This window comes from Francisella sp. 19X1-34, from assembly GCF_041102755.1.
In the GTDB taxonomy this organism is placed as follows: domain Bacteria; phylum Pseudomonadota; class Gammaproteobacteria; order Francisellales; family Francisellaceae; genus Francisella.
On record NZ_JBGCTX010000027.1, the window covers coordinates 1 to 25,516 of the forward strand.

Here is a 25,516-nt window from a genome sequence, read left to right on the forward strand (position 1 = left end):
TACTGTCTTTCAACTTTTAAATAACAACGGTTTAGCTATTTTCAATCTAATTTATATTTTTTGTGCACAGAACCTAAATATCGCTCTAAAAACTTAAAGTATATCCACTAAAACATTTAATTTATACCTACTAGCTTCTAGATGATAACAGTATAGTTATTTTTTTTGTAAACAGGACATTATTAAAATAAGCTTATCTTGAGTAAGATATCTTTAATATTGTGGTATAGCAAGTTTTGTGATTTATTTATTATAGATAGAAAAGTTGAGGATGTTTTATTATGTCAAGTAATCATAATATATGGAAAAATAAAGATATTTTTAAAAAGAACCCAGAAAGCTTTTATACATTAAGTAAAGCTGATATTAATGATATTGATAACGCATTAAATCAGGTTATTGAATTAAATTTACCATATTTTACTTTACGAAAGGGGGATGTATCTTTTGGTGATTTTAAAAATAAATTGGTAAATTTTCGTGAAATTATTGAGTATGGTAATGGAGTTTTACGTCTTCGTGGGCTTCCTATAAAAAAATATTCAGTTGGAGAATTAAAGATAATTTTCTATATTATCTGCTTAGAGTTTGGTCGTCCAACTCCTCAATCATCCTCAGGAAATATGATAGGTATAATTGAAACTCTTGATGATCCTAAAAATACTAAGAATGGAAAAATTATTAACCGTACAGGATCACCAGAATCCTTACCATTTCATACAGAAGCAATTTGTGATATAAATTCGCTTTTTTATATACAAAATTCAGAGCAAGGAGGGGAACTATATATATCAAATAGTTATGCTATCTATAATTACCTTCTTGATAATGAACCTAACATTCTAGATGAACTTTGCAAACCTTATTATTATAAACAACAACATTTTAATAAAGGTAGAAAAGAAGTTATGAGTTTTCCTGTCTTTTCGGTTAATAATGGAAAAGTTATGGCACATTGTGTCCCAACTAATATTAAAAATTCAATAGGACAAGAAGGTGTTCCTGAAATTTCAGATTTACAAATGAAAGCTTTAGATAGATTTGTAGAGTTAGCTAATAGTGAAGAGTTTTCAGTATCTCTAAATCAAGAAGAAGGCGATATGATTTTTCTTAACTGTTTTAATACATTACATGCACGTACTAAATATAAAGACTCTGATGATGCTAGTAAGAAAAGAAAAATGTTTAGAGTTTTTCTTTATGAATATAAACATTATGAAGTAGCAAAGCCAAAGGACATAAGACTCCAGAGTTATGTAAAAGTTGTTCCTGATATGGTTAATTAACGTTATTTATCTTTGTTATAAAAATATTCTCTATCAGCTATATATATTGTTTTGGTAGCTTTAGCATAGATATTTCTTTGTAGATCTTCGTAGCATACTGGTAAACTAATTATAGATTTATTATTTGTTTGTACATCATGCTTAATGTTTATGATAGTTTGCTCAGATAATAAAAACCTTGCATATACATTATCAGTAATCGGTTTAATATAATTAATACTTGCTGATAAGTCCCATACAACATAATCATCGCCAAGAATTCTACATAGTTGAATAGGATATATTGGGTCTAATGAAGAATATATTGCACCACCAAAGCCAGTACCATGATAGTTTTTAGTATTTTCATTTAGATTAAATTTCAGATGAACCTCAAGAAAATCATTAGATACAAATATTATCTCACCACCAGTTGCGACAAAAGCTGGCAAATCATTAAATCTTTTTATAAGTTGTTGTGATTGTTCACCTGATTTTTTATTTGTTTTAAAAACTGGATTCATATCGTCAGTATTTTATCTTTTATTAATAAACTCTACAGTCTTATCTAAAGCTATCTTAGCATTTGGTAATGGACTGATTCCTAATATACCCATAAATCCATGAAACATCTCATCATCATAATGTGTTTCAACTAAGGTTCCTTGGTTTTTAAGCTTTTCTTCATAAGCATAAATACCATCAATCAAAATATCATGAGTAGCTGCTACAATCAATGTATCAGGTTGCTGAGTAGCAGCATAAAATAACGGTGATATTGTTGGATGTTTAAGTTTTTTAGGTTGAGACATAATCTCTTTGCCAAGATAACCCTCAAGAAGTTTTTCACACCACTCGTTGTTTAAATGATACTTATACTCACCATATTTTTTGATACTATCATATTTAGTATACATATCTACAGCAGGATAAAATAAAACCTGGGCTTTAGGCATATTTTCTTTGCGCTCATGACATATAATTGCAACAAGATTTCCTCCAGCACTATCTCCCATCGCAAAGATATTCTCAGGTTTTATATCAAATTTACTAATATTCTTATAAAGCCAATCATAAGCAAACAATGCATTATCTACAGCAGTTGGGTATCTATGTTCTGGAGCTAGATCATACTCAAGTGAAAAAATATCAAAGTTTCCTTGATCACATAAATATCTACATACATGATCGTAAGTATCTATAGAGCCTAAACACCATCCGCCACCATGAATGAAAAATAAAGCTTTGCCATTTGGTTTTTTAGATTTGTAATGTCGTAATATCGTATTATTTTCTAGCTTAATATCCTCTTCAATTATATCTGGACGAGGAATTCTTTTAATTTGCTCAATAGATAAGTTTCTAAAAATTTCACGTTGTTCTTTTAGGTCTAATTTCTTTATTCTTCTAATCTCAGGCGTATCTAATATTGCTTCTAAACTTGGATGATATGACATATTTATTCCTTAGTAGTTTATTTTTTATTAATAAATTCTATAGCTTTATCTAGTGCTATTTTAGCATTTGGTAATGGACTAATACCTATTGTACGCATAAAACCGTGAAACATTTCATCATCATAGTGTGTTTCAACTAAAGTTCCTTGGTTTTTGAGCTTTTCTTCATAGGCATAAATACCATCAATCAAAATATCATGAGTAGCAGCTATAATTAAAGTATCAGGTTGTTTTGTTGATTTATAAAATAAAGGAGAAATAGTTGGTTCTTTAAGTTTTTCAGATTGATTCATGATTTTATCACCTAAGTAAGCTTCAAGAAACATCTGGAATATATCGTTAGTTAAGCCATATTTATGTTGGTCAAATTTTTCGTAACTTTTATATTTTGTATATACATCAGTAACTGGATAAAATAAAATTTGAGCCCTAGGTATATTCTGTTGGCGTTTATGACAAATTATAGTCGCAAGATTTCCTCCGGCACTATCGCCCATTACAAAGATATTTTTAGGATCAATATTAAAGTTGCTAATATTCTGATATAGCCAATCATATGCAAATAATGCATGTTCAACGGCAATAGGGTACTTATACTCGGGAGCTAAGCCATATTCAAGTGAGAAGATACTAAAACTTCCTTGATCACATAAGTATCGACATACATTATCATAGATATCTATAGAGCTTAAGCACCATCCACCACCATGAATGAAAAATAAAGCTTTGTCGTTTGATTTTTTAGGCTTATAGTGTCTTAATTTGGTATTATTCTCTAGTTGAATATCTTCTTCGATAATATCTGGACGGGGAATTTTTTTAATTTGTTCAATAGATAAACTTTTAAAGATTTCACGTTGTTCTCTTAGGTCTAATTTTTTTATTCTTCTAAGTTCAGGCGTATCTAATATAGCTTCTAAACTTGGATGGTATGACATAGCTATCCCTTATTAAATTTTATGTACTCTAATTATTTCAATATTTAATTTTTCTAGCTTTCTTGAGAGCTCTTTCGTTGCATTATCTAAACTTTCTATATCGCTATTTTTTGGTAATCCCAAAACAGATGGTTTACGAGAGTGCCCAACTAATGTTTTCAAACTTAGCTTATCTTTTATTTTATCAATATTTTCTAATAAATAATTAGCTGTATCTGCTTTTTTACCAAAACCAAAACCTACATCAAAAAATATATTTTCCTTATGTACTCCAGAATTTAATAAAATATTCGCTTTTTGTTCTATATGCTTGCAGACACTTTGTATAGCATTATTTTTGTCTAAGTATTGATCTCTATTTGTTATACCTAAATTATGAGTTATTACATATTTTTTATTATATTTTACAATTAATTTAGCTTTTTGCTCAATATCATTGCATTCGACATCATTTATCATCCATATAATGTCATGATGTTTTTCTAGAATTCTTTGCATTACAGTTAGTTTACGCGTATCTATACTAATTAGGGGTCTATATTTTAGACTTGCCGCATTATATTTTATATCTTCTAAGATATTATCAAGTTTTGAAATTTCTTTATCTATTGATATAGGTTTAGCATCTGGCTTTGTTGACTCAGCACCAATATCTATAATCTCTGCACCATTCTCAATAAGTTCATATAAGTTTGATTTGCGCATTTCATTACTAAAGTGACCATCAGAGAAAGATTGATTAGATAAGTTGACAATACCCATACGCATAGTATCGGCTAAAGTTTGTTTTAGTTTATCTATATTATTTAGTTCTTTTAATCTTAAGTTTAGATTTATGTCTACTCTCTTAGGGTGATGCCAACTTTTAGATAACTCTAATAATGGTGCTAGGGCAAAACTGCGATTAAGTAATTCTTTATGAGGAATTGATAGTTCATTAGTTTCTAAAATCAAATCCTCAGCAGCTAAAATATCTAGATCAATTACTCGTGGTGACCAAGTAGGAGCATTTGGGTTTCTACCTATTTTTTTCTCAATATTTTTTAAGATGATTAAAAGCTTACGTGGATCTAATGAACTATTTATTTTTACAGCAGTATTTAAAAAGTTAATATCCCAATCTTTAGGGGCACCTTCTTTGAGTAGGGCTTTACTACTATATAAGCTTGCTTTTTTTATGACTTTTATGTCTTGGTGTGAGCTCAAAGCTTGTATAGCTAAATGTATATTTTCAAGAGTAAATCCTACATTTGTACCGATTCCTATAATATATTGCATATATTAATTCCTAATTATGAAACTAGCTGCTTTTATTTGTGAGACAGGGGGAGTTTTTATAAGCTTTAGATATCTTATCCTTACATTGTTATAGCTTTTTTGAATAAATATAAATATTTGCTTTGCTAAATACTCAATAAGATTACAACTAATATCATTACAGAAATTTTGGATATTATTTCTTAATGTATAGTAACAAATAGTTTCTTCTAAATTGTCGGTATCACTAGCGGAATAGTTTTCATTAAACTCTAACTCTATATCAAGCTTGATCATTTGTTTATAAGCTCTTTCTTCATCAGAGCAGCCTAAGTTAACATAAATTTCTAATTCATTTAAAAATAAAGACTGTTGCATTTTATTAAAAGATGTTAAATATAAAATTTTAATTTAATATATCATATTAATAATTACTTAGATAATAAATTACTTAGAAATGAGCCAACTTAGAAATTTTTTAGCTAATATAAAAAGTCATAATGATGATAGGCATATTTTCTTTGCCAATAAAAAATACTCATATAGGGAAATTTTATATAAAGCTTATGATTTGGCAAGATTACTTGAGTCTTATAAATATAAAAAAATATTCTCTAATTTAAAGAACTCACCATTATCAATTAGCTTATATATAGCTAGTTGGATAGCTGATATAGATCTTTTTGTACCAATTAATCCTCGGTTAGTTGATTCAGAACTTCAAGGGATATTAGAAGAGCAATCTTTGTTTATAACAGATAAATTATCTCATTTAGAGTTAGATGAATTAGAAATACTTAATATTAAAGATGAAATAGAATTTTTTGAAAGTATATCCAAAACCCAAAATTATAAAGTATTTGAAAAAACAATAATAGCTCATGTAAGTTCAGGAACTACAGGTTTCTATCAAAAACATCAGCATAATATTGATCAGATTATAGAATATGCACAAAATAGAGTTGATGATTTAGGTCTTAAGCAAAATGATCATTTATTAGTAGCTTTATCTATAAATCATGCATATGCTTTTTCTTATCAAATTTTACCAGCTTTAGTTATAGGATTGGATGTTACAATTATTCCAGAATTTGAGCCTAAACTAGTTGCTAATATTATAAATGAATCTAATGTTACAGCTTTAGCACTATTGCCAATAATGTATCACTTTTTGGTTCAAGAAAATATTAAAAAGAATAATCTACGATATTTAAGTGTGGCTGGAGATATCACATCAGAATCTTTGAATAATTCAGTAAAGGCAAAACTAGGTATAGCATTACTAAATGGTATAGGTATGACAGAGGTTTTTGGCTATGGTCAAAATATAATTGCTAAAAATGATAATACTATTAAAGTTTTTTCAGATACTAAGGTAAATATAGCTAAATTTGCAAAAAGTAATTATGGTAAGATCTTTATTAAAAATAATATTGTTCCTTTAAACAATAACAATGAATGGCTAGAAACAGGGGATATTGGTAGTTTTGATAGTCAAAAACATGAGCTAACTTTTTATGGTAGATATAAAGACATCATAATAAAAGGAGGCTCAAATATTTCACCAATTGAACTAGAAAGATATATTTTAACAATACCTAAGATTAAAGACTGTGTTGTTATTGGTAAATACGATAAAATATGGGGAGAAAATATTTGGGCATTTTTAGTTGCTGATGAGAAGTATTCTCTAGGCTCTATAAACAAAGAGCTTACTAGATATATATCTGAATATAAAAAACTAGATGGTGTTGTATATCTTGATAAGATCCCTATGACGATAACAGGTAAGATAGATAGAAAAAAGCTAAAAGAATTGATAAATAATGAGTTCTAATACACTTCCTCAATTTGCAATATTTGAAGATACTTTAACAAATAGTAGGAACTATTATTTTTATAATTCTTTTAAAGAAGTTATAGCTTATGATAAAGATTCTTTAGAGTTAGCTTTTTGTCAGTTAGAGATGCTTCAACAGCAAGGACTATATTTAGCTGGCTATATTAGCTATGAAGCAGGATATTATCTTAAGGATGAACTCAAACATTTACGTGTATCTAATAGTGAAAAATTACTTCATTTTGTAGCTTTTAAAGAGTTTAGTAATAATATTCCTGCTTTTGCTTGCATAGATAGCTCTATAGATTGTATGTTAGATAGTGTGAGTTATGATGAATATCTAGCAGATTTTGCAAAAGTTCAGCAAGCACTTGTAGATGGTGAAAGCTATGAAATTAATCTGACTAAGAAAATTTTTGCAACTTCTGAGTTTAGCAGTCAAGAACTATATAGTAGTTTAAAACAAAATCAATTGGTTAAATATGCTGCATATTTACCTTTTCTAAAACCAGATATAATTTCTATTTCACCAGAGCTTTTCTTTAAGAAGAAGGATAACACTATAGTTGTGAAACCTATGAAAGGAACAGCTAAGCTTAGTGGTGATGAAAAAAAAGATCTAGAAATTTTTCAAGAACTAGAATCTTGTGATAAGAATAAAGCTGAGAATTTAATAATAGTTGATTTATTAAGGAATGACTTATCAGCAATAGCGGATACTCATACGGTTAAGGTAGATAAGCTTTTCTTGATAGAAAAGTATAAAAACCTTTTACAAATGACATCACAAATATCTGCTAATGTTGATAGCCAAATATCTTTTAGAAGGATTTTGGATAGTTTGTTTCCATGCGGCTCTATAACTGGAGCACCTAAAAAAAGAACTCTAGAGCTAATAGATAATATAGAAAGACAACAGCGGGGCGCCTATACAGGAAGTATTGGTTATATACTACCTAATAATGATATGTGTTTTAATGTTGCAATACGCACTATACAAAAATATACAAATAACCTACAAATAGGAGTTGGTGGTGGCATAACTGTATATTCTGATGTGGAATCTGAGTGGCATGAGATGGATACAAAGATAGGCTTTATTAAGCGTATTTATAAGCCAAAATTTTCTTTGATTGAAAGTCTTTATTATTATGATGGATTTAGATATTTAGATTTGCATTTAGAACGTCTTGAAAGCTCTGCTAGAAGATTATTCTTTGAAATAGATATACTAGAAATTAAAAAGCAAATAAAGCTTTATTGCCAGAAACTCGATAAGAATAAAGAATATAAGATACGTTTTGAATATAGCTATGATAAATCTTTTACTATTGAGCATAATCAAATTGATACTAGTATTAAAAATGTAGTTAAGCTAATAGTTTGCCCAGAAAAAATAGACTCTAAGAATAACTTATTTCAATATAAAACAACTCATAATTCTACACGTGGTTTTTATACTAAAATGCATAATAAATATGTTGCTACAAATAAAGATTCTGAGCTTATTTTTTTAAATGAAAATGATTATATTACAGAGACTAGATTTCATAATATAATAATTGAAAAAGATAGGCTGTTATATACGCCTAAATTAGAAGATGGTGTATTAGATGGTGTTGCTAGAAGATCAATGATAATTCAAAAAGAACTAGAACCTAAACATTTAACTATAGATGATTTAAAATCTGCAGATAATATATATCTTGTTAATAGTGTTAGAGGTTTGATACCAGCATACTTAGAGGATTAAAATGATTTTATATATTGATCATTACGATTCATTTACTAATATTATTATCGACTATATAACTTATCTTGGTTATGAGGTTTGTATAAAAAAAACAGATCAAGAAATTGATAATATTACACAATATAGTCATATTGTAATTGGTCCAGGTCCAGGACATCCTAATGAGTTAAAAGACAAGTATCCAATTATTGAATATTGTGAACAAAATAATACACCTTTGCTAGGTATTTGTTTGGGGCATCAGCTAATAGCTCAATACTATGGATCTAATATAATAAAAGCTAAGCAAATATATCATGGAAAAATCTCTAGAGTTTCTAAAGTAAAAGAATCTAATTTATATAAGAATCTTCAAAATAATTTTAACGTTACGCGCTATCACTCATTAATAGTGGATAAAATTATGACTCCTTTAGTTACGATAGCTTTAACTGTAGATAAAGAAATTATGGCTTTTGAACATGAAAAGGCAAAAATATTTGGTGTTCAATACCATCCAGAAGCATATTTGACTGAAAATGGTTTAGAAACTTTAAAGAACTTTCTAGGAGGTTAAGATCTTTTTTCAGTCAAAAATATTATTCCAATAATAGTTAGTAATATAAAGAACACACTTATTAAAGCTGTAAAATCAACAGAAAATATAATTATAAATCCACCAAATACACATACAATAGCATTTCCTAACATTGATAAAGATGCTCGTAGGCCTAGAATTTCTCCTTGTTTATCATCCGGTGCAATATCTGAAAGCATTACCAATTGTAAATTATTTGCTGTTCCAAAGGCCAACCCTAAAAGAGCAAACTGTAGTATAACCAAATAGAGATTGTTAGAAATTAATAAAAAATAGCCGATGATCATAATACTAAGCATTAAGTATAAACTCTTTTTTAATGAGAATCTTTTACTCAAAAATGATGGAAGATACAATACACTAATCGAAAGACTTATGCTATATACAGCTGTTAATATTGCGATAGTCATAGCATTCATTTTCCAATTATTAGCCAATATTACTGGATAAAATTCATAGTAAGTTAGAATAGATAGAGATAGGAATGTACTAGTAAATAATAATATCTTTATAGAATTATCATTAACAACTTTTGACATATTATTAATGATTCTAAACTCTTGTAATAAACTTATTTTTTTAGAAGTTATTTTTTGCGTGTTTTCTGAGAGTTTAAATTTAACTAATAACATTAATATAATTGAAACAAAAGCCGCAAAAATAAAAGGAGTAGCATAATTAAACCAATATACTATATGATCATTACATAATAAAGCTCCAATAATAGGACCAAGAACATAAGCTAGAGAAGCAGTTGCTGATAGCTTTCCTAAATCTTTTTGCTTATTTTCTGTAATATCAACGATAAATGCTTGAGCTACTACATAGTTAGCTTCAAAAGCTCCAGTAATAAACCTGGTCAAAATTAGCAAAATTACATTAGCATTGGCTATTGCAATAAAAGATAAAAAGTATCCAATTGCTGAAAAAATAAGAGTTTTTATTAAAACTTGCTTACGTCCATATCTATCTGAAAATCTACCAATAATTGGCGCTCCTATAAATTGCCCCAGTGGATATGCAGCTAAAGTGAAACCTAGCCCTATATTTAGCATTTCTTGAGATGAATAGGTAAATAAATTATGATCATTGATAAATAATGGCGCAAAAATAGCATATGGCATTGATGTCCCAACTACACTAAAAAATATTATAAATAATAAGAAATATATTTGGTTATTGTTGTTAATTTTATTACTCATGTTTATATAAGACTATATATTTTCTGCTAAACTTTTGTGTTACTTAAAGATAACTAAATATTCTCTAGTTTAGTAAGAAATTATAGCAAATAATATAACTACTAAGCAGAAAGCTTTAGATTACAGTATGTTTATTTTTTATCTAAAACCTCTTCATTTTAGATAAAACTTATCGTATGGCAATATATTTGATAAGCTAATACCATATTATTTGTGTAGGTTTAGGTAATGAAGGTACTTTTATTAAGAGGCTATAAAAGTCAGACTTATGAAGAAAAAATAATGAAGATAGCAAATATAACTGTAGATGTTATTATTCGATCAATTAATAAATCTATCTTAGTAAAAAAACACTTATCAAAAATATTATCTCATTATAATTTAGATGATTTTGATATGATATACCTGGCATCCTTATCTGCTTGTGCAACATCAATTATTGATCAAAAACATGCTCATAAAATTACTCTGATAGCTCCTTTCTTTTTAACCTTAATTAGTATTAGAAATTTAACTAAACAACCCCCCAACTTTAAGTTGGGGGGTTATAAACTAGAGTCGATTTGAAATCGACTATCATCCACAGGCTCACCTTCCTGACTATCAATATATTCTTGTATCATCTCATCAGTTATATTTCCTGAGCTTACAGCCATATATCCTCTAGCCCACAAATGTCTACCCCAAAATTGCTTTTTCAAATGATAGAATTCTTGAAGCAATACACGAGAACTTATGCCTTTTAGACTCTGAACCATTTTGCTTACAGACATCTGTGATCTATAACACACAAACATATGTATATGATCAGATGAAACTTTTCCAGAGATAATATGTATCTCATGTTCCATGCTAATCTGTCTCAGCAAATCTCTTGTTCTTTCTGCAACCTTACCAGTAAGTACTCGCTTTCTATATTTCGGTATCCATATCAAATGCACTTTCAGATCATATTTACTATGACTATTATTTCTATAACTTCTCATAAATCATCATAAATTCGTCGTTGGTACGACTTAATTATAATTCTCCCTTCGCCTGAAGGCGAGGGATTTTTTTAATCCCCGAAGGGGACATTAAGGTTAATAAAAAAGATTTTTTAGGTTGTATAATTTTGATATTACTTAACGGTACAATCGGAAAGATACATCCAAAAATGAGAATTAAGCTAGCAGAGTATGATGATGTCTCGAATAATAAATTCTTTATAAAAAGAGCTAGTAATAACCGTGAAATACTAAAAGGTCTCGATCATAACCTAGGCGAGTTTACAACTATAGATATAGTTGAAGATGATCTAAAAAAATTTTTAGGATATAGCTCAAATAGTCCTATTGACTCTATTGTTATTTGAGCTGACAAAGGAATTTGGAATAATTTAATGACCTATATGTTTCAGATGTTGATTCACAACAGTTTATGATAGATTCACTATCTGTCAAAGCATATGCATGTGCTAGTGGCTACGAAATAAATGGTAATCAAATTAATGGATTAGGTAAAAGTTTTGGTGGTCTAACAACAAAGATTCATACCCTCACAGATGCCTTAGGTAATATTGTTAGATTTATAATAACTGCTGGTAATGTTCACGATATTTTACCTTCGCAACAACTTTTACAAGGAATAACAAACGCTTATATTCTTGCTGATAAAGCATATTTTTCTGAGGAAAACATAAGATTCCTTAAGAAAAATAAAAATAAGCCTGTGATTCTCTGCTAGAGAAAACTATACTAAAAACCATAATATCGATTGGCATATATATAAAGAAAGACATTTGATTGAGAACTTTTTCTCTAAAATTAAGCATTTTAGAAGGGTTTTCTCTAGATTTGATAAAACTTGCTCTGCTTTTCTTGGCTTTGTGGCTTTAGCTAGCACGTTTATTTGGCTTAGATAATTTTTGTTCATGGAAACTAGATAGCTATTAAAAATTTACTTTTTACATATACATAATTCTTTCAGGAGATTTAGCCCTTCATGAAGCATTAGAATTATGTCATAAAATATTCTAGCTAATAAAACTTTTATAAAATAGGGAATTAGTATTAAAGAATATGATAGTAACGAGAAAGTAGAAGTTTGGGATACTTCCATAAATGATAGCACTGTTATAATAGTTGTAATTATAAATTCTAATGTAAATAGAATAAATAAAATAACTAGCATTTGCCTTAATGCTGCTTTTTCTAATTTACTTTTTAAACATATAAAGTTTTTAATAAAATTTTTCAACGAAAACTCCTTTTTATAATAATTCATAATATAGATAAATTATGAAGCTAGTTTTTCTGATTTGTTCAACAAAAGAATATATTAAATTTTATTGATAAGCAATTTAGTTGAGAGGAAGCTCACATAAAATATTACTTGGCGTATGGTTAACCATTAATTTTACTTCTAATTTAGCAATAAGTTTTACTTTGTTAATAACTAAATATTTATTAGTATGGTACAGGATATTCTCTTCTGACATTTTCAATATCTATAAGAATCTCTTCGGATAATTCTAGGCTAAAAGCATCAATATTTGTTTTTAGCTGTTGTAAATTAGTCGCACCTATTATACTACAAGTCATATATGGCCTTCTTATTGTAAATGCCAGTGCCATTTGACATACATCTAAATTATATTTTTCCGCGATGGCAATATATTGCTCTACAGCAGCATCAACTATAGGGTTGAGCTTTGCAGCATATCTAGATCTACCTTCAGGAGAACTCATTCTACTGCCTTCAGGAGTATTACCATTTAAATATTTGCCACTTAATATTCCTGCATGAAGAGGAGACCAAGATAGGTATGAAACATCCTCTAGAGCACAAGTCTCCATAATATCAGTTTCATCTCTACGACGTAATAAATTGTATTCATGTTGGAGGCTAGCTATACGTGGTAAATCATACTTTTCTGCAAGCTTAAGAAATTGATTTACGCCCCAAGCAGAGTCATCAGATAATCCTATGTGACGAATTTTTCCTACTTTTATAAGTTCATCACATGTTTGTAGAGTTTCTAATATATTTTGTATAACTTGTTGTTTCGCAGCTTCTCCTTGTTGTGATGGCTCAAACTCCCACCAGTTTTGGAAGTGATAATGTGATCTATTAGTTGGCCAATGAAATTGGTAAAGATCTATATAATCTGTTTTTAACCTTTTTAAGCTATTATCTACAGCAGTAATTATATTTTGTTTATTAATCGTAGGATTTTTTTCACCTCTAGCCCAAGGAAGAGGTGAAAATTTAGTCGCTAAAACTATTTTTTCTCTCTTTTGTCTAGACTCAAGCCAATTTCCTATCATTGTCTCTGTTTTAGCATAAGTCTTAGGATTTGGTGGGATTGGATACATCTCAGCAGTATCCCAGAAGTTTACACCTTGAGATAATGCATAATCCATTTGTTCAAAAGCTTCAGACTGAGAGTTTTGCATCCCCCAAGTCATAGTTCCAAGACATATTCTACTTACATTAATATCTGTTTTTCCTAATTGTATGTATTTCATAAATTATTATAAATTTTGAATTTTAGGACATTATAGCAAATAATACTGCTAGCGAATAAAGGAATGCTTAGAATCTTTAAGTACCTTTTTAAAAAGGTACAGGATATTTTCTTCTTACTTTTTCGATATCTGTTAGAACTTCTTCAGATAGTTCTAAATTTATAGCATCAATATTTGTTTTAAGTTGTGACATAGTAGTTGCTCCAATTATGCTACAACTCATATATGGTTTACGAATAGTAAATGCAATCGCCATTTGACAGATATCTAAATTATGCTTTTCAGCAACATTAATGTATTCAGTTACTGCATTATCATTTGTATCAAACCTAAAACCATAACGATCTTCCTGACCATCTAAAATTTCTACAGACATTCTAGTTCCAGCAGGGCGTGCACCATTACGATATTTTCCTGTTATAACCCCTTGCTCAAGTGGAGACCATGCTAAATAAGAGATATCTTCTAAAGCACAAGTTTCCATAACATCAGTTTCATCTCTACGTCTATTAATATTGTATTCATGTTGAATACTTTGTATACGTGGTAGGCTATATTTTTCAGCTAAACGAATAAACTGATTAATACCCCAAGCTGAATCATTAGATAAGCCTATATGTTTGATTTTCCCAGCTTTTACTAATTCATCGCACGTAAGAAGAGTCTCATAAATATTTGCTACAATTTGCTCTTTATTTTGCTGTCCTGCTAAAGGCTCAAAATCCCACCAATTACCAAAGTGATAATGAGGTCTATTTGTTGGCCAGTGAAATTGATAAAGATCAATATAATCAGTTTTTAGACGCTTTAAACTATTATTTACAGCATCAATGATATTGGCTTTGTTAGTCGTTGGGTTATCTTCATTTCTTGCCCATGGCATAGGAGAAAACTTAGTAGCTAAAATTACCTCTTCACGTTTATTTGTAGACTTAAACCAATTTCCAATTATTTCTTCTGTTTTACCGTATGTTTTAGCTGTTGGAGGAATTGCATACATCTCAGCAGTATCCCAAAAATTGATACCTTGAGTTAATGCATAATCCATTTGCTCAAAGCCTTCTGCTTGGGTATTTTGTCTTCCCCAAGTCATGGTGCCTAAACATATTCTGCTAATATCAATATTAGTTTTGCCTAGTTTTGTATATTTCATAGAGATTTTATTAAATAATTTAATATTAGAAAATTATAGCAAATATTTTATAAGAGCCACTGTTTTTAATAGAGATTATTTTCGATTAGTATATTGATCTAAAGCTTGAGCTACTATTACATTTTCTTCATAAAGAAGATTTATTTATCTGAATAATTATGTCGTTCAGATTTTTCTTTTAAGATTACTCCAATAATTAAGCTAAATATTATAAGGGCAAAAATAAGGCTCATTCCTATTTCCATCCATATAGTTTTATAATTATTTAAATATACAGTTTTCTCAAGTATACCTCGAGTATCTTTAGGTAAAACTTTCTCTATTTCACCTCTAGTGTTTATAACAGATGTTATACCATTGCTTGTTGTAGTTAATACAAACTTAGCATTTTCAATGGCTCTTACTTGAGATATTTGTAATTGTTGATCACGAGCTATAGAGTCACCAAACCATGAATCATCACTAATTACAGATATTATTTTTGCACCTTGTAATTGATCTCTTACTTGTTCAGGGTATCCAACTTCATAGCATATAAAGTTAGCTAAAGAGTAGCCAAAAGCACTCATTATTGGTTGGACTTCATGACCTGCATTAAAGTTGCTAAGACCAGCACTATCAACGTAACCAAAAAATTTAATAGGGAAATACTCACCAAAAGGAACAAGATGATGCTTATTATAAACACCGTGACCCTTACCAATTATAGTTGAGCTATTGTATATTTTTGAGGAGTTTCCTGACTGTTCTATACTTAGTGAACCAATTAGTAAAGCACTATTATTTTTATTTGCTATTTTGGCAAGATTATTAAAGTAAGGACCTAAATATTGTCTATAGCTTGGGATAGCATTTTCTGAGAAAATTATTAAAGCATTTTTATGTTCCTTTGCAACATTTTCATAATACTTTTCCATTTTCACAAAGTTATTTTGGTCCCACTTAAAGCCTTGGATAAAGTCACCTTGGACTAAATCAACTTTCTGTGGTTGGTTTGTTTCTATAGAAGGTTGGTTATGCTCAATAACAAAGCCACATATATATAAAATACATATAATAACTATACAAGAGATGATTTTTTTAAGAGTGCTTTTATTACAGATATAAAAAGCTATCAGACAAGCAATAAAAGCAACAATATAACTAACCAGGTATACACCACCAATATTTGCAAACCATATTAAAGGGTATTCTGTTTGAGAATATCCTAATGAAACCCAAGGGAATCCTCCCCATAGTAGATTTGCTTTGACTATTTCAAAAAGGGTCCATAGTGCTGGATATATTAATATTTTGGCAAAATTATTAGCTTTCTTTGTTAGTATATAACTAAAAGTTCCAAAAGGGATAATATGTAGAAAGCTTAATAAGATTACAAGGGCAATAGCTGCTGCTGAACCTGCAGCTACTGATTGAGTAAATAGATGAATACTTATATACACCCAAGATATACTAGTGCCAAAAAATCCTAGCCCGAATAGGACTGAAGTAAAAAATGCACTACGAATTTTTTTAGAATCATTTAGTATATAAAAAAAGATAACTAGAGATACTATTGCTAATATATCTATACGAAAGGGTGCAAATGCTAGAGTTAGTAGAGCTCCGCTTAAGACTGTAACTATTGCTTTAAATATCTTGTTCTTCATCATTTTTTAACTTTTCGATTAAAACCTTAATAATTTTACGATTATCTGCTTCTTGAATTGTAAATTTCAAATTTTCTAAAATAATACTATCACCTTTTTCAGGTAAGTACTCTAGAGTTTGAATAATCATGCCAGCTATAGTGTCATAATCGCTATCATCATCAATCGATGTATGAAAATACTCATTAAAATCTTCTATTGAAGTTGTAGCATCAATTATAAATTTATTATTAGTTATTTTTACAATATTTTCACTTGTTGTATCAAACTCATCTTCAATATCACCTACAATTTCTTCTAAAACATCTTCTATTGTTATCAAACCTGAAATAGCACCATATTCATCAACTACGATTGCTATGTGATTTTGACTGTTTTTAAAATCTTTAAGCATAGAGTTCAGTTTTTTTGTTTCAGGTATGAAAATAGCAGGGCGAAGAATATTTTTGATATCCTCTGCTTTTAATTCATCATCTGTACTTGATTCAATCTCTTTTTCAAAGATTAATTTTAGTAGATCTTTTGAGTGTAATATCCCTAGAACTTCAGATTTGTCTTCACAATATACAGGTAAACGTGTATGGCTAGAGTTTATAGTTTTTGTTAAAATCTCTTTAACAGACATAGCCATATCCACAGCTACTATTTTAGTATGTGAGATCATAATATCACCAACATCTAAAGATGATATTTCCATTGCTCCAATAAGCATGTTTTGCGAAGTTTTATCAATTACCTCATTATCAGCAGCTCTATTAATAGCATCTATAAGAGCATCTTCACTTTTAATATTAAAAATACTAGAAGTGATTTTTTTTATGAAGGGATTATTATTTTCTGACATTAATTAGTTCTCTTGTATAAGGTATGGATTAGTTATTCCTAGTTTAGCTAACAACTCTATTTCTAAACTTTCCATTTCTTCAGCTTCTTGATCATTTAAGTGATCATAACCTAATAGATGTAGCAAACCATGTATAAATATATGTTGCCAATGGTTTTCTAAAGTTTTATTTTGTCTTTTTGCCTCTTGCTCTAATACTTTAGGAGCAATAACAATGTCACCTAAGAAATCATCTACTATATCATCAGGTAAACCTTCTGGTCTATCAAATTCAAAAGATATAATATTCGTAGGTTTATCTTTATTACGAAACTGTTTATTTATTTGTTGGATTTCATCATTTGAGACAATGCTTACATTCACTTCAGCTTGAGCAATATTATGTTTATCTGCAACAAGTTTAAAGCATTCATTTAGTATATCTTTACCCGGTATGGGGTGTTCATCATCATTAATGATATTTAGAGTTAGATTATCCATTTTTAATGCTCTTTCTATGTTTTTTAATAATTTGATAATTCAATTAAATTATTATCAGGATCTCTGACATATATTGACCTTATAGCTCCTGTAGCGCCTGTTCTATTAACTATTCCTTCCTCTACATCTATTCCTACTTTATCTAATTCTTTTATAAGGTCATTTAGATCATTATCAACAATAAAGCAGATATCAGCACTTCCTTCTTTTACATTTTGTGCTTTTGGTTCAAATTCATTACCCAATAAATGTAAATTAATTTTCTGGTTATTAAAGACTAACGCAATTCTATTTTGCTTGAAAACTTCTTTTTTCATTCCAAGTTTTGTGTAGAATTCAACAGTTTTATTAATATCTTTAACTGTCAATACTAAATGGTCTATTCTATTAACGCTAATCATTTCCTGCCTTTAGACTAGTTAGTAGCTTCATGCTTATCATAAGCGTTAACAATTTTCTGAACTATCTGATGGCGGACAATATCTACTGATTTTAGGTAACTAATAGCTACACCATCAATATTATCAAGGATAGATAAAGCATGTCTTAAACCAGAAGTTACATTTTTAGGTAAATCAACCTGAGTAATATCACCTGTTATAACCGCTGTAGTATTAAAACCAATCCTTGTTAGAAACATTTTCATTTGCTCTTTGGTAGTATTTTGGCTTTCATCAAGAACTATAAAAGAGTCATTAATTGTTCTACCACGCATATATGCCAATGGCGCAATCTCTATAGCTTGTTTCTCAATTAGTTTTGTAACTTTCTCGACACCCATAAAGTCAAAAAGAGCATCATACATCGGACGTAAGTATGGATCGATTTTTTGAGTTAGATCCCCAGGTAAAAAGCCTAGTTTTTCACCAGCTTCAACAGCAGGGCGCACAAGTACAATTCTTCTAACTTCACCTTTCTCATATGCAGATACTGCACAAGCTATAGCCATGTATGTTTTACCAGTACCTGCTGGTCCAACACCAAAGGTTACAAAATTATTTTTGATATTATCTAGGTAGATAGCTTGGTTATGAGTACGCGCTTTAAGCTTTTTGCTCCTAAGCTGCACTTCAGCTTCTTCAAATTGCTTTTTAGATTTTGCCTGAGGAGTTTTTTCTTTTGCTGTTGCATTTAGAATAGTTGTAATTTGCTCTAAATCTAGCTCTGTATTACCAGCTAAAATCTCAGCATAGCATGACTTGATAAATCTTTTTGCTTGAGTATTATTCGCACTTGAATCACTTGATATCTCAAACTCATCAGCACGATGTTTAATTTCAACACTAAAATAATTTTCGATAGCACGAATATTTTCATCAAGATTACCGCATAATTGCATCATAGAATCATAATTGTACGGCTCTAAAACAAATTGAGTTTTATTCATATATTAAACAAGCTCTCCTCTTAGAGAATTTGGTAGGCTTTCTGTTATTGTAACCGTAGTGAACTGACCAATCAAAGATTTATCGCCTTTAAAATTAACAATTCGATTATTTTCAGTTCTACCAGCTAAAACATCATCATCTTTTTTAGATGTGCCTTCAACTAAAATACGCTGCTTTGTACCAACCATCTGTCTAGAGATAATCTGAGAATTACTATTTAACAAATCTTGTAATCTTTTTAATCTATCTTTTTTTACTTCCATAGGAGTATCATCAGGTAAATCAGAAGCTGGAGTACCAGGACGCTTACTATATATAAAGCTAAAAGATTGGTCAAAATTAACATCTTTTACTAGATCAAGTAGCTTTTGGAAATCTTCCTCTGTCTCACCAGGGAAACCAACTATAAAATCAGATGATATTGTAATATCTGGGCGAATAGCTCTTAGCTTTCTAATTTTCTGTTTAAATTCTAAAATAGTATGATTTCTTTTCATATTTATAAGAATTCTATCAGAACCATGCTGTACAGGCAGATGTAAATGGTTTGCTAGCTCTGGAACACTACCATAAGCATCAATTAGGTTTTGTGAAAACTCAACAGGATGCGATGTTGTAAATCTAATTCTCTCAACACCATCTATCTCAGCAATAAAGTGTATCAATAAAGCTAGATCAGCTATTTGACCATTTTCCATTGGACCTAAGTAATGGTTTACGTTTTGTCCTAATAGTGTGATTTCTTTAACACCTTGCTCTGCTAATATGGCACATTCAGCTAACACATCCTCAAAAGGTCTGTTTACTTCAGGGCCTCTAGTATAAGGAACTACACAGTAAGAACAATATTTATCACATCCTTCCATAATAGACACAAATGCTTTAGCACCTTCAGCTTTTGGCTCAGGTAGGTAGTCAAACTTCTCAACTTCTGGGAATGAAATATCAACTTGCGACTTTTGAGTTTGCTTTTTCTGTTTGATCATTTCTGGAAGTCTATGAATAGTCTGTGGGCCAAAAACTAAATCAACAAATGGAGCTCTTTTAATTATATTTTCACCTTCTTGAGATGCAACACAGCCACCAACACCTATAACAAGGTCTTCTTTGGTTTTCTTAAGATTTTTCCATCTTCCTAACTCATGAAATACTTTTTCTTGAGCTTTTTCCCTAATAGAACATGTATTGATTAGAATGATATCTGCATCTTTATAATCATCTGTCTTCACTGTATGAAAGTTTTCATCTAAAACCTCATGCATTCTAGCAGAGTCATACTCATTCATTTGACAACCTAAAGTTTTGATAAAAACCTTTTTTTGTTCTTTCATTTAATAAAACCTTTAATTCTTTAGTTTATTTCTCGTTTTATATACAAGATAGTTATTTATAGTAAAATGCGCACAAATTCTACCATAAAAATAAAATAAAAGCACTTTTTGAGGCTAGACTAATTATTTGCATTAATGCAAAATACTAAAAGTTTTTTATAAAAAATATCTTCATAATGAAGCAAAATCAATTTACTCAAGATGCTATTTGGCAGTATTGTCTTGACCATACTAGTGATTTATCCATTAATCTTAGCCAACTAAGTTCTCAAACAAAAGAACAAGTTCATGGTGCTCAAATGCTATCAGAGAAAATAGTAACTAAATTACTACAGTTCTTTGTATTTACTAGTAAGGCCAAAGTATGTGTTGATGTTGGTACATTTACAGGGATGTCTGCTATAGCAATGGCTGAGATTTCAGCGGATATTGATGTATATACTATTGATAGACCTAACCAATCAGGTGAAAATGTGGCCAAAGAATTTATATCTAAATATCCAAAGATAAAGTACTTGGAAGGAAATGCTATAGATATACTACCAAGCTTACCTAATAATATTGATATAGCATTTATTGATGCTGATAAAAAACAAACACAGAGCTATTTTGATATGTTGATAAATAAAATGTCTGATAATGGCATTATTATAGTAGATGATATTTTATGGCGAGCAGAAGTTTTAGATCCGCAAGATAAGCGTGCTAAGGCCCTTGATGAATTTAATAAGTATATAAATCAAAGAAATGATTTAGAGTCGTTAGTTTTACCAATCCGCCATGGTATTAATATAATTAGAAAAGTTCAGATTTAGGAGAAACTTATGATATTAAAGAAAATAAATTTAGCATTGTTTTTAGTTGTAGGGGCTTCAAGTTCTGTATTTGCTGTAGGGTGTAATCCTAATGTTGATGGAGTTAAGTGGTATCATGTTTCAGCTGAGAGGAAGGCTTTAGATTACCAAGCTTACAATATTGCAAGTCAAAAAATAGAGGATGAAGTAAAAAAAGATAAGCTTAAAAAGGACTCTTGGGGAGTTATCTTAGATATTGATGAAACTGCATTAGATAGCTCTGCAAATGAGTATAATAACTATAAAGATTATAAATTCAAAGAAAGTATGTACAATAAAGCAAATGCTATTGCTATACCAGGAGCTGTAAAGTTCACTAATTTAATACATAAATTAGGTGGCTATGTTAGTTTTGTAACTAATAGAGGTGGTAACGATAAAAATGAATTTGATGCTACTATTAAAAATTTAAAACAGCAGGGTATTTACTTTGATCAAGTTCTTTTCTCAAATAAAGATGATGGTAAAGAGCAATTTAATAAAAATCCAAGATTTAAAGCTGTACAAACTGGAGAATATAATAAAAATATAATCTTAACAAACAAATTGCCTGCTCATGAAGTTATAGCTTATTTTGGTGATAATGTTCAAGATTTTCCTAATATGAAACAACAAAGTATGCAAAAAGCTAGTTCAAAAGCATATGAGAAATTTGGTTCTAAATATTTTATTATGCCAAATCCAATGTATGGTAGCTGGCAATAAATAAGGAAGTAAGTGTGGCAAAGTTATATTTTAGATATTCATCAATGGATGCAGGTAAAACCTTAGATCTTTTAAAGGTAGCTTATAACTATGAAGATCGTGGTAGAAAATCACTAATTCTGACTTCTGCAGTAGATAAAAGGGCTGGGTTAAATAAAGTCAAGTCACGTATAGGTATTGATAAAGATGCATACTCTTTGACGGATCAGGATAATATCTATAGTTTTGTAGAAAAGTATAATCAGCAAGAGTCTATAGACTGTGTATTAATTGATGAGATACATTTTTTTAAACCTAAGCAAGTATGGCAGTTAGCAGAAATTGTTGATGAGTTAAATATTCCAGTTATTTGCTATGGCTTACGTACTAATTATTTAGGAGAACCTTTTGAGACAGCTGCTTTATTATTAGCTATAGCAGATACCTTAGAAGAGGTTAAAACAATTTGTCACTGTGGTAAAAAAGCTAGCTTTAATATGATGGTACAAAATGGACAAGCTATAAAAGATGGTAATCCTATAATTGTTGATGATGATTCTTTGAAAGAGACAGATACTAAATATGTTTCAGTATGCCGTAAGCATTGGAAAGATGGAGTTTATAAATAACAAATTATATATTCTCTTAACTCATGAGCATTAATATATGCTCAGCATTTGCAACACCTAAATTAGCAGCTCTTTTATAGTACATTACAGCTTTTTCTTTATTGTAAGATATACCATTTTCTTTTTCATCATAATACATATTACCAAGCATATAATCTGCAGGACCATAATTTTTACCAGCAGCCTTCTTAAAGTATTCCATAGCTTTTTTATAATCTTTAAGGTTGTAGTAGTAAACTCCCATATAGTAAATTGCGTAAACATCACCATCATTAGCAGCATGCTCAAGTTTATATAGATCTTTATAATCACCTTTCTGGGCAAATACTTGCATTCTTTGGATTTTCTCTTTATATGTCAGTTGTATTTGATTACCTTTCTTTTTGTCTTGATTCTTTTGTTGTGTTTGTTTCTGAGTATTTACAGTTTTTCTTTCTTTTAATTTCTCTAGAACATTTCCCTGTTCTTGTTGTATTTTTGCTTTATTATTAACATTTTTATTTGATGACTCATCAATTGATAAATTGTCATTCGTTAAGTTTGGTATTAGAGATGATTCCTTGGGCTTATTTTGAATTATATTATTAATGATATTTTGGATAAGCTCATTATCATTATTATAAAAATAATACACTAAACCTTCATATTTATTAGTACTACTTGTATTACCAAAGTCAAACTTTAATGATGATTTATTATGTTTAAGTTGATCAAGATCTATTAGGTTATTAATATAACTAGAGTTGCTATTTTTTGAGTTAATTATCCAATCATTCTCAATTTCTATGCCAGAGATACTCTTGTAAAAATTATGTAGTTTTTCTTTGTCAGTATTTAAAAGATTAATATATACAAGTCCATTTAGATTTTTAAGGTTTTGCTTAGGGATAGTTAAGCCAATTCTCCTATTAGCTTCTATCTGCTGTTGCGTTACTTTTTCATTTTTGAGCTTAGGCTTAATTTTAGGTTGAGGTTTTTTTTCTACAATTTCTTTTTTAGAAGTTTCTTGCTCTAATTCTTTTTCACGTTGTTGTTTAATCAGGTCTTCTATTTTAGCCATTTCTTTTTCTGCAAGATCAGCTGTTTTAATATTAGAGCTATAAAGTAGTGTTTGCCATAAAATTGATGCTCTATGATAATCTTTATTTTTTGCAAATATTTGTGCTTGTTTAATAGTTGCAGGCTCATAGCCTTTAGACACTGCTATTGAAAGATATTTATCTTTTTCACCAGATTTATTCTCTTTTATTTCACTAGAATTATATGCTAGATAAATTTGATATAAAATCTCTGGATCAGTAGTAGATATAAGCCTAGGGTTAGCTTCAAGAAAATTTGCTAAGCCAACAAGAGCTTTTTTATTACCTAATTTATATGACTTTTTGAAATACTCTAATGCTTTATCATTATTTTTATTTACACCTTGACCATATTTGTACAAAATAGCTAATTGATAAAATGCTTGTGAAGTATTAGCCTTTTTATAATACTTGTAAGCATTGGAGTAGTTTTTTTGTGTACCAAATCCATATTGATACAGATATCCAAGATAATAGTAATCCGAAGGTATGGCTTCATCATCATCTGCTAGATCTTGTAATATTTCAAAAGCAGCTTTATAGCCTTTTACATTCTTACTTTTAATATTAATAATAGCTTTAGCATATTCTTGCAAAAATACTTCGTGTCTATAATCGATATATTTATTAACTCCAGCAGCACAAACACCAACTATAACTACTCCGATTAGAACTCTAATAATTTTTTTCTTTTTTGATGTCGCCGGTTCAGTTAACTCAATACTACTTTCTTCATTGTACACTAACGGCTCATGATCATTTTGATCATCAGATATTAAAATTTCATTATCTTGATTAGGAGTTTCACTATCAGACTCGTCTTTAGATGTAGAAGGTTTATCACTTTCATTAAGAGTTTCACTATCATTTTCATCATCAGATATTAGGAGCTCACTATCTTTATTAGGATTTTTACTATCAAACTCGTCTTTAGGTGGAGAAGTTTCATCACTTTCATTAAGAGTTTCACTATCAATTTCATTATCAGATATTAGAAGCTCACTATTTTGATTAAGAGTTTCACTATCAAACTCGTCTTTAGGTGGAGAAGTTTCATCACTTTCATCAAGAGTTCCACTATCGTTTTCATCATCAGATATTAGGAGCTCACTATCTTTATTAGGAGTTTCACTATCAAATTCATCTTTAGATTCAGAAAATTCATCACTTTCATTAAGAGTTTCATTATCAATTTCATTTTCAGATTTTAAAAGCTCAGAATTTGTATCAGATTTTTTGTTATCGTTTTGATTTTGAGATTCTATAAGCTTATCATTCTCATCAAAACTTTTGTCAGTATTTTGATCTTTAGGTGTTAAAAGTTCATTAGTTTCGTTATCATCACTTTGATCTTCAGATACTAAAAACTCATTTTCATTAGAAATTTCATTATCAGTTTCATCTATTAGAAGTTTCTTATTATTAGAAGCTTTGTTCTTAGTTTTGCCTTCAGAGATCAGAAACTTACTTTTTTTATTACCTCTCTTTTCTGGAGCTAGTAGTTTACTTCTTTCTTTAGTAGTTTTATTTGAGTTATCTTTTTCAGACATCTATCACAGCTTCTAATAAAATATATTACCTAAATTATATAACAGCTTTAGCTTATATTTAAGACAAATAGGTATTT

At 29.4% G+C, this 25,516-nt stretch carries 26 protein-coding genes; 10 read left to right on the forward strand and 16 right to left on the reverse strand.

Features of this window, described 5'->3' with window-relative positions:
* Window positions 1-281: 281 nt before the first annotated feature.
* Window positions 282-1,286: a TauD/TfdA family dioxygenase gene (locus AB8E56_RS05725; protein WP_329478941.1), complete on the forward strand. Its 1,005-nt coding sequence runs from the start codon at window positions 282-284 to the stop codon at window positions 1,284-1,286.
* Window positions 1,287-1,288: 2 nt separating this feature from the next.
* On the opposite strand, the gene AB8E56_RS05730 is transcribed toward AB8E56_RS05725, so the two are convergent.
* The 5 genes from AB8E56_RS05730 to AB8E56_RS05750 are packed head-to-tail and all read right to left on the reverse strand — an operon-like array spanning window position 1,289 to window position 5,295.
* Window positions 1,289-1,789 (reverse strand): DUF4442 domain-containing protein, encoded by a 501-nt coding sequence (locus AB8E56_RS05730; RefSeq protein WP_329478943.1) that lies wholly within the window; start codon window positions 1,787-1,789, stop codon window positions 1,289-1,291.
* Between the two features lie 12 nt (window positions 1,790-1,801).
* Window positions 1,802-2,722 (reverse strand): pimeloyl-ACP methyl ester esterase BioJ, encoded by a 921-nt coding sequence (gene bioJ / locus AB8E56_RS05735; protein WP_329478945.1) that lies wholly within the window; start codon window positions 2,720-2,722, stop codon window positions 1,802-1,804.
* Window positions 2,723-2,739: 17 nt separating this feature from the next.
* Entirely contained in the window at window positions 2,740-3,660 is a 921-nt protein-coding gene (bioJ, locus tag AB8E56_RS05740; protein ID WP_329478947.1) for a pimeloyl-ACP methyl ester esterase BioJ, read from the reverse strand.
* A 12-nt stretch (window positions 3,661-3,672) separates the two neighbouring features.
* The gene (gene folP, locus AB8E56_RS05745) at window positions 3,673-4,938 is read right to left on the reverse strand and encodes a dihydropteroate synthase (protein WP_329478949.1); all 1,266 of its coding nucleotides are present in this window, start codon (window positions 4,936-4,938) and stop codon (window positions 3,673-3,675) included.
* Between the two features lie 3 nt (window positions 4,939-4,941).
* Window positions 4,942-5,295, reverse strand: a complete 354-nt coding sequence (locus tag AB8E56_RS05750; RefSeq protein WP_329478951.1) for a dihydroneopterin aldolase — start codon at window positions 5,293-5,295, stop codon at window positions 4,942-4,944.
* 79 nt (window positions 5,296-5,374) lie between these two features.
* On the opposite strand from AB8E56_RS05750, the gene AB8E56_RS05755 reads away from it, so the two are divergent.
* The 3 genes from AB8E56_RS05755 to AB8E56_RS05765 are packed head-to-tail and all read left to right on the forward strand — an operon-like array spanning window position 5,375 to window position 9,066.
* A complete protein-coding gene (locus AB8E56_RS05755; RefSeq protein ID WP_329478953.1) occupies window positions 5,375-6,754 on the forward strand; it encodes a class I adenylate-forming enzyme family protein in 1,380 nt (459 codons plus the stop codon).
* Complete coding sequence (locus tag AB8E56_RS05760) at window positions 6,744-8,510, forward strand: bifunctional anthranilate synthase component I family protein/class IV aminotransferase (protein ID WP_329478955.1); 1,767 nt, start codon at window positions 6,744-6,746, stop codon at window positions 8,508-8,510. The genes AB8E56_RS05755 and AB8E56_RS05760 overlap by 11 nt, the downstream gene beginning before the upstream one ends.
* A gap of 1 nt (window position 8,511) precedes the next feature.
* A complete protein-coding gene (locus tag AB8E56_RS05765; RefSeq protein ID WP_329478957.1) occupies window positions 8,512-9,066 on the forward strand; it encodes an aminodeoxychorismate/anthranilate synthase component II in 555 nt (184 codons plus the stop codon).
* Here AB8E56_RS05765 and AB8E56_RS05770 read toward each other — a convergent pair.
* The gene (locus tag AB8E56_RS05770; protein ID WP_329478959.1) at window positions 9,063-10,289 is read right to left on the reverse strand and encodes an MFS transporter; all 1,227 of its coding nucleotides are present in this window, start codon (window positions 10,287-10,289) and stop codon (window positions 9,063-9,065) included. The genes AB8E56_RS05765 and AB8E56_RS05770 overlap by 4 nt on opposite strands.
* A 228-nt stretch (window positions 10,290-10,517) precedes the next feature.
* Between AB8E56_RS05770 and AB8E56_RS05775 the strand changes: the two genes are divergently transcribed.
* Complete coding sequence (locus AB8E56_RS05775; protein WP_329478961.1) at window positions 10,518-10,856, forward strand: hypothetical protein; 339 nt, start codon at window positions 10,518-10,520, stop codon at window positions 10,854-10,856.
* Here the strand turns inward: AB8E56_RS05775 and tnpA are convergent.
* Complete coding sequence (gene tnpA, locus AB8E56_RS05780; RefSeq protein ID WP_329478963.1) at window positions 10,835-11,275, reverse strand: IS200/IS605 family transposase; 441 nt, start codon at window positions 11,273-11,275, stop codon at window positions 10,835-10,837. The two genes, AB8E56_RS05775 and tnpA, sit on opposite strands and share 22 nt — an antisense overlap.
* Window positions 11,276-11,445: 170 nt before the next feature.
* Here tnpA and AB8E56_RS05785 point away from each other — a divergent pair, with 170 nt between their 5' ends.
* Entirely contained in the window at window positions 11,446-11,643 is a 198-nt protein-coding gene (locus tag AB8E56_RS05785) for a hypothetical protein (protein ID WP_329478965.1), read from the forward strand.
* A gap of 65 nt (window positions 11,644-11,708) precedes the next feature.
* Window positions 11,709-12,014, forward strand: a complete 306-nt coding sequence (locus AB8E56_RS05790; protein WP_329478967.1) for a transposase — start codon at window positions 11,709-11,711, stop codon at window positions 12,012-12,014.
* 722 nt (window positions 12,015-12,736) lie between these two features.
* Here AB8E56_RS05790 and AB8E56_RS05795 read toward each other — a convergent pair.
* From AB8E56_RS05795 to miaB, 8 genes are all read right to left on the reverse strand, one after another.
* On the reverse strand, window positions 12,737-13,798 hold the full coding sequence (locus tag AB8E56_RS05795) for an aldo/keto reductase (RefSeq protein ID WP_329478969.1): 1,062 nt from the start codon (window positions 13,796-13,798) through the stop codon (window positions 12,737-12,739).
* A gap of 88 nt (window positions 13,799-13,886) precedes the next feature.
* Window positions 13,887-14,951: an aldo/keto reductase gene (locus tag AB8E56_RS05800; RefSeq protein WP_329478971.1), complete on the reverse strand. Its 1,065-nt coding sequence runs from the start codon at window positions 14,949-14,951 to the stop codon at window positions 13,887-13,889.
* A gap of 140 nt (window positions 14,952-15,091) precedes the next feature.
* The gene (gene lnt, locus AB8E56_RS05805) at window positions 15,092-16,600 is read right to left on the reverse strand and encodes an apolipoprotein N-acyltransferase (RefSeq protein ID WP_329478973.1); all 1,509 of its coding nucleotides are present in this window, start codon (window positions 16,598-16,600) and stop codon (window positions 15,092-15,094) included.
* Window positions 16,581-17,444: a transporter associated domain-containing protein gene (locus AB8E56_RS05810; RefSeq protein ID WP_329478975.1), complete on the reverse strand. Its 864-nt coding sequence runs from the start codon at window positions 17,442-17,444 to the stop codon at window positions 16,581-16,583. Before AB8E56_RS05810 ends, lnt begins: the two co-directional genes overlap by 20 nt.
* Window positions 17,445-17,447: 3 nt before the next feature.
* Window positions 17,448-17,924, reverse strand: coding sequence for an rRNA maturation RNase YbeY (gene ybeY, locus AB8E56_RS05815; protein ID WP_329478977.1), 477 nt, complete (start codon window positions 17,922-17,924; stop codon window positions 17,448-17,450).
* A 23-nt stretch (window positions 17,925-17,947) separates the two neighbouring features.
* Window positions 17,948-18,325: a VOC family protein gene (locus AB8E56_RS05820; RefSeq protein ID WP_329478979.1), complete on the reverse strand. Its 378-nt coding sequence runs from the start codon at window positions 18,323-18,325 to the stop codon at window positions 17,948-17,950.
* Between the two features lie 14 nt (window positions 18,326-18,339).
* Complete coding sequence (locus AB8E56_RS05825; RefSeq protein WP_329478982.1) at window positions 18,340-19,311, reverse strand: PhoH family protein; 972 nt, start codon at window positions 19,309-19,311, stop codon at window positions 18,340-18,342.
* Between the two features lie 3 nt (window positions 19,312-19,314).
* Window positions 19,315-20,643 (reverse strand): tRNA (N6-isopentenyl adenosine(37)-C2)-methylthiotransferase MiaB, encoded by a 1,329-nt coding sequence (gene miaB / locus AB8E56_RS05830; protein ID WP_329478984.1) that lies wholly within the window; start codon window positions 20,641-20,643, stop codon window positions 19,315-19,317.
* Between the two features lie 176 nt (window positions 20,644-20,819).
* Between miaB and AB8E56_RS05835 the strand changes: the two genes are divergently transcribed.
* From AB8E56_RS05835 to AB8E56_RS05845, 3 genes are read left to right on the forward strand one after another with little or no spacing between them, the layout of a single operon-like run.
* Window positions 20,820-21,458, forward strand: a complete 639-nt coding sequence (locus tag AB8E56_RS05835; RefSeq protein WP_329478986.1) for a class I SAM-dependent methyltransferase — start codon at window positions 20,820-20,822, stop codon at window positions 21,456-21,458.
* A 9-nt stretch (window positions 21,459-21,467) separates the two neighbouring features.
* Window positions 21,468-22,202, forward strand: coding sequence for an HAD family acid phosphatase (locus AB8E56_RS05840; protein WP_329478988.1), 735 nt, complete (start codon window positions 21,468-21,470; stop codon window positions 22,200-22,202).
* Window positions 22,203-22,216: 14 nt separating this feature from the next.
* Window positions 22,217-22,810 carry a thymidine kinase gene (locus tag AB8E56_RS05845; protein ID WP_329478991.1) on the forward strand — a complete coding sequence of 198 codons (594 nt, stop codon included), beginning with the start codon at window positions 22,217-22,219 and terminating at the stop codon, window positions 22,808-22,810.
* A gap of 16 nt (window positions 22,811-22,826) precedes the next feature.
* Here the strand turns inward: AB8E56_RS05845 and AB8E56_RS05850 are convergent, their stop codons facing one another.
* Window positions 22,827-25,439: a hypothetical protein gene (locus AB8E56_RS05850; protein WP_329478993.1), complete on the reverse strand. Its 2,613-nt coding sequence runs from the start codon at window positions 25,437-25,439 to the stop codon at window positions 22,827-22,829.
* Window positions 25,440-25,516: the final 77 nt, after the last annotated feature.